The sequence below is a fragment of the Cellulomonas sp. genome (assembly GCF_015234515.1).
Taxonomy (GTDB): domain Bacteria; phylum Actinomycetota; class Actinomycetes; order Actinomycetales; family Cellulomonadaceae; genus Cellulomonas.
In genome coordinates this window covers 691,618-701,022 of the sequence record NZ_JADGMY010000023.1, presented here as the reverse complement: position 1 = coordinate 701,022, position 9,405 = coordinate 691,618, and the positions used below count along the sequence as shown (strand labels likewise).

Genomic DNA, 9,405 nt, shown 5'->3' with positions numbered 1-9,405 from the left:
ACGTCGGCGATCAGCAGCTTGTACGCCGTGAAGTTCTCCTTCCTGTCCGCGTCGTACCAGACGTGCGCGTCGCGGTACCGCTCGTTGGGCTCGTCCTGCGCGTCGGCCCAGGCCCGCACGCGACGCTCGGCCGCCGCACCGTCCCACTCGCGGTCGCGGTCGGCCAGGTCGAGGTCCTGGAAGGCGGTGACAGCCATGCTCGATCCCTCTCGTGTCGTCCTTGCTCCGTCCTGCTGCCCTCAGTCGCTCGGCGCCGCCGCCCGCAGCCGCTCCAGCAGCGGCCCGGCGGCCTCGTCGAGGAAGCGCTGCTGCAGCGCGTCGCCCACCTGCACGACGGCGACGTCGGTGAACCCGGCCTCCCAGTAGGCGCTCGCGGCCTCGACGACCGCGTCGAGGTCCGGACCGCACGGGATCGCCTCCGCGACGTCCTCCGGCCGGACGAACTGGGTCGCGGCGTCGAACGACTCCGTGGTCGGCAGGTCCGCGTTGACCTTCCACCCGCCGCCGAACCACCGGAACTGCTCGTGCGCGCGGGCGACCGCCTCGCCGCGGTCCGGCGCCCACGAGATGGGGATCTGGCCGATCTTGCGGGACGGCCCGATCACCTTGATCGTCGGCTCCAGACCCTCGCGCGCCTCGTCCCAGCGCCGCACCAGGTCCGCGTCCGGCTCGACGGCGATCAGGTGGTCCGCGAGCGCGGAGAAGCGCGACACCGACTGCGCGCCGGACACCGCGACGCCGATCGGCACGGGCACCTCCGGCACGTCCCACAGCCGCGCCGAGTCCACGCGGAAGTGCCCGCCGTCGTACGTGACGCGGTCGCCCGTGAGGAGCTGGTGGATGATCTCGAGCGCCTCCTCGAGCATGTCGTGCCGCTCGCCCACCGCCGGCCAGCGCTCGCCGACGACGTGCTCGTTGAGGTTCTCGCCCGCACCGACGCCGAGCGTGAAGCGGTTCTGCGACAGCAGCCCCATGGTCGCGGCCTTCTGCGCCACGACCGTCGGGTGGTACCGGATGGTCGGGCAGGTCACGTACGTCATGAGCTGGAGGTGCTCCGTGGCCTGGGCGACGGCCCCGAGCACGCTCCACGCGTACGGTGAGTGCCCCTGCTCCTCGAGCCACGGGAAGAAGTGGTCCGAGGACACGGCGAAGTCGAAGCCCAGCCGGTCCGCCTGCTGCGCGTACCCGACGAGCTCGCGCGGGCCGGACTGCTCGGTCATGAGGGTGTACCCGAATCGCGTCACCCTCCGAGCCTCACCCGAACCACCGGATCCGGCATCCGGAAGGACGTCAGAGGGTCGACGCCCCGAACGCCAGGCCCAGCAGGTACGTGACGGCCGCCGCGCCGTACCCGATGGCGAGCTGCCGCAGCGCCCGCCGCACCGGCGACGCCCCGGACAGCAGCCCCACGACGGACCCGGTGCCCAGCAGCGCGACCCCGACCAGCCCGGCCGACCACGCGACCGCGGCCGTGCCCGACGCCCCCAGCAGGTACGGCACGACGGGGATCAGGGCGCCGGACGCGAAGAAGCAGAAGCTCGCCGTCGCCGCACCCCACGCGGTGCCCACCGACTCGTGCTCGTCGCGGTCCGGCGCCGGGCGCGCGGCCGGCACCTCGGCGGCCGGCGCCTCCTCGGCGGCGGACCCGCGGGGCAGCGCGGTGGTCGTGCGCAGGAGGGACGCGTCGACCGCCTGCTGCGCCTCGTACTGCGCGAGCGACGCGAGGACGACGTCGGCGCGGGCGTGCGCGTCGGCCGCGCTCATGCCCCGCGCGCGGTAGACCAGCGCGAGCTCGTTGGCGGCGACGTCGAGGTGTGCGAGCGCCGTGGCCGCGTCGGCGTCGGGCCGGGACGCCTCGAGCAGCTCACGCTGCGAGCGCACGGACACGTACTCCCCGGCCGCCATGGACAACGCGCCCGCGAGCAGCCCCGCCAGGCCCGTGAGCAGCACGGTCCCGGTCGCCACGCCGCTCGCCCCGATCCCCAGGACCAGCGCCAGGTTCGACACGAGCCCGTCGTTCGCCCCGAAGACGGCGGCGCGGAACGTGCCCGAGATCTGCTGGCGCCCGCGCATCGCCAGCCCGCGGACGACCTCCTCATGGATCTGCTCGTCGGCGGCCATGCGCGCGGTCGCCTCGGCGTCCTGCGCGTACACCGATCGTGCCTCGGCCCGCTGCGCGAGCGCGTACACCCACACGGACCCGAAGCGCCGCGCGAGCCACCCGAGCAGCCGCGTGCGCCAGTCGCCGCGCACCGGACGCCCGACGTCGTCGCCGAGCAGGTCGAGCCAGTGCGCCTCGTGGCGGCGCTCCGCCTCCGCGAGCGCGAGCAGGATCTCGCGCTCCTCACCGGTGCGACGCGACGCGAGGTCCCGGTACACGGCCGCCTCGGCGCGCTCGTCGGCCAGGTTGCGGCGCCAGCGGCGCAGCGCCGCCGGCGAGGGACGCCGACGCCCGTCGGGGCCGCCGGGCGCGGCGGAGGGCTGGGACATCGGGCTCCAGGGACGTCGTGACGGGTGCAGCGGCACGCTAGCGGGCCGCGACGGGTTGCGAGGACGGGCCGTGCCGGAGTGCCGAGGCCCGGAACCACACGTTCCGGCGCACCGAACCGAACGGCTTCACCGTGGACAGGGCGGGCACGACGAGGCCGATCCCCTGATAATGACGGGGATGACGACCGAGATGCCGTCGCCGGGGGGGTCCTCGCGCGGCACGGGGGCGGTGGGGGCGTCGGCGCAGACGCCCCCACGGACGTCCGTGAGCGCCGTGGTTCGCCCGCGCCTGCTGACGCGTCTCGACCGCACCGAGAGGGTCGCGGTCGTGCGCGCCGCGACCGGCTACGGCCGGACCACGCTGGTCGAGCAGTGGGCCGACACCCTGCGGGCCGCCGGTCACCTGGTCGCGTGGACGGCCGGACCGTGGGACCGGGACGACCCGTGGTCGGTCGTGCGCGACGCCCTCACGGTGGAGCTGCGGGCGCAGGGCGTCGACGTCGTCGACGCGGCGTCACCGCAGGCGCTGGCGGCGGCGGTCGACGCGGCCGACGCGCCCGTGCTCCTCGTGCTGGACGACGCGGACGAGCTGGACGACCCCGACGCGGTGACGGCCGTGGCCGCGCTGATCGCGGCCTCCCCGGCGCTGCGTGTGCTGCTCGTCACCGGCCCCCGCTACCCGCTGCTCCCGAGCGGCCCGCAGCACCCGGTGCTCACGGCCGCCGGGCGCGCGCTGCCCCTGGTGGCCCTCAACGCGCGCGACCTGTCGTTCACGGCCGAGGAGCTGCGCGCCGCGGCCGCCTCGTGGGGCCACCCGCTGGACGACGCGCGTCTGGAGTACCTGGTGACGCTCGTCGGCGGCTGGGCGCGGCTCGCACGCGTGGTCCTCGACGACACCCGGCCCGACGACGACCAGCTCGCGACCGCCTCCGCCTACGCCTTCGCGCGCGACGTCATCGTGCCCTCCGTCGGCGACGCCGACCTCCTGCGGGTCGCGATGCTCGTGGCCACCGCGAGCGACCCGACGCCCGAGACCGTCCGGGTGGCGCTCGGCACGGCGGGCATCGAGGCATCGGGGGACGTCCCCGTCGACATGCTCCTGCGGCTGGAGGCCGTCGGCGTGCTGGTGCGCGACCCCGAGGTCGGGTCGGCGACCGTCCCCAGCCGCTGGCGCACGCCGGCGCTGCTCCAGGAGGTCCTGCGCCGGGAGCTGGAGCGGCGCGACCCCGAGCTCGCGGTCACGGTGCACCGCACCCTGTGCCGTGCCGCGCTGCGCGCGCACCCCCCGGACCCGCGCCGTGCCGTCGAGCACGCCGCCCGGGCCCGCGACTGGACGCTGCTGGAGACGTGCTGGCTGGACTTCGGCACGTACCTCGTCGCCACCGGGGGCCCGGGCGTCGACGCCGTGTACGCGGCGGTGCCCGACGAGGTCGCCACCACGTCGAGCGTGCTGGCGATGGCGCGCGCGACCGCGCGCCGCAACCGCGAGGAGCCCTCGGACGCGCGCGAGCTGGTCCTGGGGCTCATGGCGCAGCTCGGCAGGCTCGCGCTTGACGGGGCCTGGCGCAGCCGCACCGCCGCGGGCCGGTGGACGGGTGCCGCGGCCGCGCTGGTGGCGGCGCGCGCGCAGGGCGACATGCGGCGGGCGATGACCATCGTGCGGGACACCGAGGTCGCGGCAGCCCGCGCGGGCGCCCGCGGTGGCACGGTCGGCAGGTCGTACTGGTGGTTCCTCGTGCAGGCGGGCCGCACGGCGTTGCTCGAGGGGGACCTGGGCGCCGCCCTCGAGATGCCGATGCGCGCGTACGAGCTCGCCGACCCGTACCGCGCGCCCGACGTGCGGGCGGCCGCGGCCGGACACGTGGCGCTCGTGCACTCCCTCGACGGGATGCTCGTCGACGCGCAGCGGTGGCTCGTGCGGCACGCGGAGGCGCTCGACCCGGAGTGGGAGGACATCGTGCGCGACAGCGCGGCCGACGTGGCGCAGGCGCTGGTCGCCACCGGCCGGCTCGAGCTGGCCGCCGCCGACGCGGCGCTGTCCCAGGTCCACATGGACGCGCGGGCACCGGACGTGACCTGGCCCTTCGTCATGCGTGCGCGGGTGCGCCGGGCGGTGCTGTTCGGCGACCCCGAGGGGGGCCTCGCCCAGCTCGAGCAGATCGAGCGGACGCGCCACGCGTGGCTGGACCAGGCCGGCACGGTGCGCCGGGACATGCTGCGGATGCGCGCCGAGCTGCTGCTGGCGCTCGGGGAGTACCACCGCGTCGCGGACCTCCTGACCGAGACCGACGTGCTGGGCGCGTGGAGCGACGTGCCCCGCGCCCGCTGGCACCTGCTGACCGGTGACCCGCACGCGGCGCTGCGTGCGGCGGTGGTGGGTGGCCGCCGGCGCCGGGTCAACCTCGCCGACCGGATCGACCTGCTGGTGCTCGAGGCGTGGGCGGCCCACGAGGTGAAGCAGGCGGCCCTCGCGACGCGGGCGTTCCGCACGGCGCGCCGCCTCGCCGACGAGCAGGGGGCACTGCGGAGCTTCGCCCACCTGCCACCGGCGGTCCGCGACACGCTGTGCGAGCTGTCCGGCCTGCGGTTCGACGACGACGAGCTGGCCCGGTTGAGCACCATCGGTCGCGTCGTCCCGGACCCGGCCCGGCTGGTCCCACTGACCCCGCGCGAGCGGACCGTCCTGATGATGCTCGACGAGCACGACACGACCCGGGACGTCGCCGACGCGCTGACGGTGTCCGTCAACACCGTGCGCAAGCAGGTGCTGAGCATCTACGCGAAGCTCGGCGTGCACGACCGCGAGGCCGCGCTGCGCCGCGCGCACGAGCTGGGGATCCTCACCCCGCAGGAGCCGCTGCGCTGAGCCACCGGTCCGGCGCGTGTCCCGGTGAGGGTCGACGCCGACGAGGAGGTCCGTGTGGTGCAGCAGCAGCCGACCCGGTTCGGGGTCGTGGGGTCCGGGTGGAGGGCCGAGTTCTTCGTGCGCGTCGCACGCCTGATGCCGGACCGGTTCCGGTGCGTGGGCGTCGTGACGCGCACCGCCGAGCGCGGGGCGTGGGTCGAGGCGCACTGGGGCGTGCCGACCGTGCGCACGGTCGAGGAGCTGGTCACGGGCGCGCTGCCGGGTGCCGGCCCGGCGCCCGACCGGCCCGAGGTCGTCGTGGTCGCGACGCCGTGGCCCGTGACGCCGGACGTCGTCCGCGAGGTCGTGGACGCCGCCGTCCCGGTGCTCGCCGAGACCCCGCCGGCACCGGACGTCGACGGGCTGCGCGCCCTGTGGGCCGACGTGGGCGCGACCGGGCTCGTGCAGGTCGCGGAGCACTCGCCGTCGATGCCGGCGCACCGGGCGCGCCGGGCGGTCGTCGAGGCGGGGACGATCGGCGAGCCGACGAGCGTGCAGATCTCCTCGACGCATCTGTACCACGCGGTCGGCCTGGGCCGGTACCTGCTGGGCGCGGGACGCGGCCCGGTGACGGTGCGCGCGCAGGCGTTGACGGCGCCGCTCCTCGACCCGGTCGGGCGCGACGGCTGGACGGGCGCGACGGCACCCGAGCCGGTGCGGTCGATCCTCGCGACGCTCGACCTGGGTGGCGGCCGCACGATCCTCTACGACTTCACCGACAACCAGTGGTACAACCCGCTGCGCAGCAACCGCGTCGTGGTGCGCGGGTCGCACGGCGAGATCGTCGACGACACGGTGACGCGCTGGGCCGACGAGCGGACGGTGCTGACGTCGTCGATCGTGCGGCGGCAGGCCGGGATCGAGCAGAACCTGGACGGGTTCGACCTCGAGCACCTGTCGATGGACGGGCGCGTGCTGTACCGCAACCCGTTCGCGGGTGCGCGGCTGGCCGACGACGACCTGGCGGTCGCGCACCTGCTCGACGACACCGGCGCGTGGCTCCGCGGCGACGCACCGCCGCCGTACCCGCTGGCCGACGGCTGCCAGGACCACCTGCTGGGCCTGGCGATCGAGGAGTCGGCCCGCACGGGCGAGGCGGTGACGACGGCCGCCGAGGCCTGGGCCGACGCCGTCTGACGGCCCGACACCCCCGGTCACGTCCCACCTGCCGGGACGCACCCCCGTCGAGACCGGGCTGAGGTCGCTCACGGCGGGGCATGAGCGAGCTGAGCCCGGTCTCGCGGGAGCGTCGTCCCGGGGGTTGGACGTGTCGCGGGCGCGCGCACCCTTCCGTGGTCCCACCGGCGCGTCAGTGCGAGCGCTCCGCCACGGTGTCCGCGTCGGCGGGGGCCTTCTCGTCGTCGTCGCCGTCCGCCGAGTCCGCGAACAGCTGCCACACGGGCCCGGCGACGAACCAGATGCCCATGACGAGCGTCGCCCGCCCCGCCCACCCGAGCAGGATCTCGCGCTGCGCGGGGTCGTCGGCGATGAGCAGCAGCACACCGAGCACGGCGATCGCGACCACCCACGCCACGACCACCCGTAGCCACAGCCGCCACTCGTGCACGACCTTGGCGCGGCCGGACGTCACGCGCGGCGGGCGGGGCCCGTCGAAGAACCGCCACGCCACCCACGCGTCCACCTTGTGCACCGTGTACCGGCCGAAGCCGACGGTGAAGCCCAGGTAGAGCGCCGCCAGGCCGTGCGTCCACGTCGCGTCCGCGCCGCGCAGCAGGTCCGTGACGGTCGCGACCAGCAGGACGACCTCGATGAGCGGCTCCCACAGCAGCAGGACGGTCGACAGCCGGCGACGACGGAACACGTAGCGCGCGACGACGGCCGCCGCGAGGAACACCCAGAACGCCACCTCGCACGCGATCACCAGCGCGGCGACGGGGTGGGCACGGACCCACTCGATGATCTCCATGCCCTGACGGTGCGGCCTGCGCAGGTGCGCGCGCGTCCGGCGGACGGACCGACCCGCGCGGACCGCCTCCTCCGTTCGGACGAGAGCCGCAGGTCACGGACGTGCTGGGATGGGTCCATGACCACCCGCCTCGCCGCCCTCGCGCGGTGGGTGCGCACGCCGCCGCGCGGGCCGGCGGCGGACCGCGCGTACTCGGTGGCGCTGCTCGTCGTGGGCCTGGCACTGCTCGCGCTCGACGTGCGGATGATCGGCGCGGACGTGCCGTTCGTCGACGTGCCGGGCGGCACGCTGCCGTGGCAGGTCGGCATCCTGCTGCTGGGCACGACGGCGCTGCTGCTCAAGCGACGCCGGCCGGTGCTCGTGCTCGTGGTGGTCACGGCGCTGCTCGCCGCCGACGTCGCGCTCGGCGGCAGCCTCGGCATGTACCTGGTGCTGTTCGATGCGCTGTTCACGGTCGCGCGGGCCGCGGCACCGCGGGCGCGGGCGGTCGTGCTGGGTGTGCTGGTGGCGCTCGTCCTGGCCGTGCTGGTCGGGACCGTCGTCGCCGGGGCGTCCGCCCGGGACGTCGTGCAGCTCACGCTCGTCGCCGGGTCGCTGCTGCTGCCGCCGTGGTGGTGGGGCTCGGACGTGCGCCGCTCCGAGGTGCTCGTGGCCGAGCAGTCCCGACGCGCGGACGCCGAGCGGGCGCGGGCCGACCTGGCGCGCGCCCACGCCGACGACGTCGCCCGCATCGCCGCGCTCGACCGCGACCGGGCGGTGCAGGACGAGCGCGCCCGCATGGCCCGCGACCTGCACGACGTCGTCGCCGGTCACCTGTCGGCCGTCGCCATCCACGCCGAGGCCGCGCTCGCCGCACCGCCCGACGAGTCGCGGGACCGCGCGGCGCTGACCGCCGCCCGCGCCGGCTCGCTCGCCGCGCTGGCGGAGATGCGCTCGATGATCCTGGTGCTGCGCGAGGGTGCGGACGCGGATGCGACGACGGCTCCGGCCGGCCTCGCGCGGCTCACCGACCTCGACGTGGACGTCGTCGGGGACGTGCCCGCCGGGCTGGCCGCCGCGGTGGACCACGCGGCCTTCCGCATCCTGCAGGAGGCGGCGACCAACGCGCGCAAGCACGGTGCGGGGCGGGCCGCGGTCCGGTTCACGGCCGACGGGGACACCCTCGACGTCGTCGTCGAGAACGCGCTGCGCACCGACGCCGTGCCCGTGAACCCAGCGCTGACGTCGTCCACGGGCCTGCAGACGATGCGCGAGCGCGCGACCGCCCTGGGCGGGACCCTGACGGCGGCACCCACCGGGGCGACGTGGCGGGTGCACGCCCGACTCCCCCTGCGACCCGGAGACGAGACACGGTGACGGAGCCGAATGCGACCACCGCCACCACCGCGGTCCGGGTGCTGCTGGCCGACGACCACGCGGCGATCCGCGCCGGGCTGCGGCTCATGCTCGAGCAGTCGGGCCGGGTCGAGGTCGTCGGGGAGGCCGCCGACGGTGACGTGGCCGTGCGGCAGGCCCGCGCGCTGCGGCCCGACGTCGTGCTCATGGACGTGCGGATGCCGGGGACCGACGGGATCGCCGCGACGGCCGCGATCGTCGGTGAGCGCCTCGCGGAGGTCGTCGCGCTGACGACGTTCGACCTCGACGAGTACGTGCTCGGCATGGTGCGGGCGGGGGCCGCCGGGTTCCTGCTCAAGACCGTCGGCGCGGGCGAGCTGGTCGACGCGGTGTGCCGCGTCGCCGCCGGTGAGGGCGTCCTCGCGCCCGAGGTCACGCGCCGCCTGCTCGACGCGGTCGCGTCCCACGTCCCCGCCGACGCGCCGCCGCCGTCCGACGACCGCCTCGCCACGCTGACGGCCCGCGAGCGCGACGTCCTCGACGCACTGGGCGACGGGTTGTCGAACGCGGACATCGCCGCGCGGCTGGTCGTGTCGGAGACGACCGTGAAGTCCCACGTCAGCCACCTGCTCGCCAAGCTGGGCGTGCGGACGCGGCTGCAGGCGGGTGTGCTGGCGCGCGACGGCCTGCGCTGAGCACACGCCGGCGCGGCACGCCCGGCGCGTCACCGCACGACGAACCGATGTCC

Annotated in this window: 7 protein-coding genes and 1 pseudogene; 4 read left to right on the top strand and 4 right to left on the bottom strand. The window is 76.0% G+C overall.

All coding sequences use genetic code 11. The features are described from left to right. The 3 genes and pseudogenes from IR158_RS12135 to IR158_RS12125 all read right to left on the bottom strand — a co-directional run. Positions 1-197: pseudogene (locus IR158_RS12135) on the bottom strand (hypothetical protein); the annotation flags it as partial. 42 nt (positions 198-239) lie between these two features. Beyond that, complete coding sequence (locus IR158_RS12130) at positions 240-1,244, bottom strand: TIGR03557 family F420-dependent LLM class oxidoreductase (protein ID WP_291813332.1); 1,005 nt, start codon at positions 1,242-1,244, stop codon at positions 240-242. A gap of 46 nt (positions 1,245-1,290) precedes the next feature. Further along, positions 1,291-2,490: a VIT1/CCC1 family protein gene (locus IR158_RS12125; RefSeq protein WP_291813331.1), complete on the bottom strand. Its 1,200-nt coding sequence runs from the start codon at positions 2,488-2,490 to the stop codon at positions 1,291-1,293. A 265-nt stretch (positions 2,491-2,755) separates the two neighbouring features. Between IR158_RS12125 and IR158_RS12120 the strand changes: the two genes are divergently transcribed. Together IR158_RS12120 and IR158_RS12115 are read left to right on the top strand one after the other, a co-directional pair. Then, on the top strand, positions 2,756-5,356 hold the full coding sequence (locus tag IR158_RS12120) for a LuxR C-terminal-related transcriptional regulator (RefSeq protein ID WP_291813329.1): 2,601 nt from the start codon (positions 2,756-2,758) through the stop codon (positions 5,354-5,356). Between the two features lie 24 nt (positions 5,357-5,380). Next, entirely contained in the window at positions 5,381-6,532 is a 1,152-nt protein-coding gene (locus tag IR158_RS12115) for a Gfo/Idh/MocA family oxidoreductase (protein WP_291813328.1), read from the top strand. A gap of 172 nt (positions 6,533-6,704) precedes the next feature. Here IR158_RS12115 and IR158_RS12110 read toward each other — a convergent pair whose 3' ends face one another. Beyond that, positions 6,705-7,322, bottom strand: a complete 618-nt coding sequence (locus IR158_RS12110) for a hypothetical protein (protein ID WP_291813327.1) — start codon at positions 7,320-7,322, stop codon at positions 6,705-6,707. A 117-nt stretch (positions 7,323-7,439) separates the two neighbouring features. Here IR158_RS12110 and IR158_RS12105 point away from each other — a divergent pair, with 117 nt between their 5' ends. Both IR158_RS12105 and IR158_RS12100 read left to right on the top strand, forming a co-directional pair. Continuing rightward, entirely contained in the window at positions 7,440-8,678 is a 1,239-nt protein-coding gene (locus IR158_RS12105; RefSeq protein WP_291813325.1) for a histidine kinase, read from the top strand. Next, entirely contained in the window at positions 8,675-9,352 is a 678-nt protein-coding gene (locus IR158_RS12100; RefSeq protein WP_291813323.1) for a response regulator transcription factor, read from the top strand. Before IR158_RS12105 ends, IR158_RS12100 begins: the two co-directional genes overlap by 4 nt. Positions 9,353-9,405: the final 53 nt, after the last annotated feature.

Excerpts from the sequence above, each read along its gene's own strand:
- IR158_RS12105 (WP_291813325.1), top strand. The coding sequence starts at position 7,440 with ATGACCACCCGCCTCGCCGCCCTCGCGCGGTGGGTGCGCACGCCGCCG.
- IR158_RS12125 (WP_291813331.1), bottom strand. The coding sequence starts at position 2,490 with ATGTCCCAGCCCTCCGCCGCGCCCGGCGGCCCCGACGGGCGTCGGCGT.
- IR158_RS12110 (WP_291813327.1), bottom strand. The coding sequence starts at position 7,322 with ATGGAGATCATCGAGTGGGTCCGTGCCCACCCCGTCGCCGCGCTGGTG.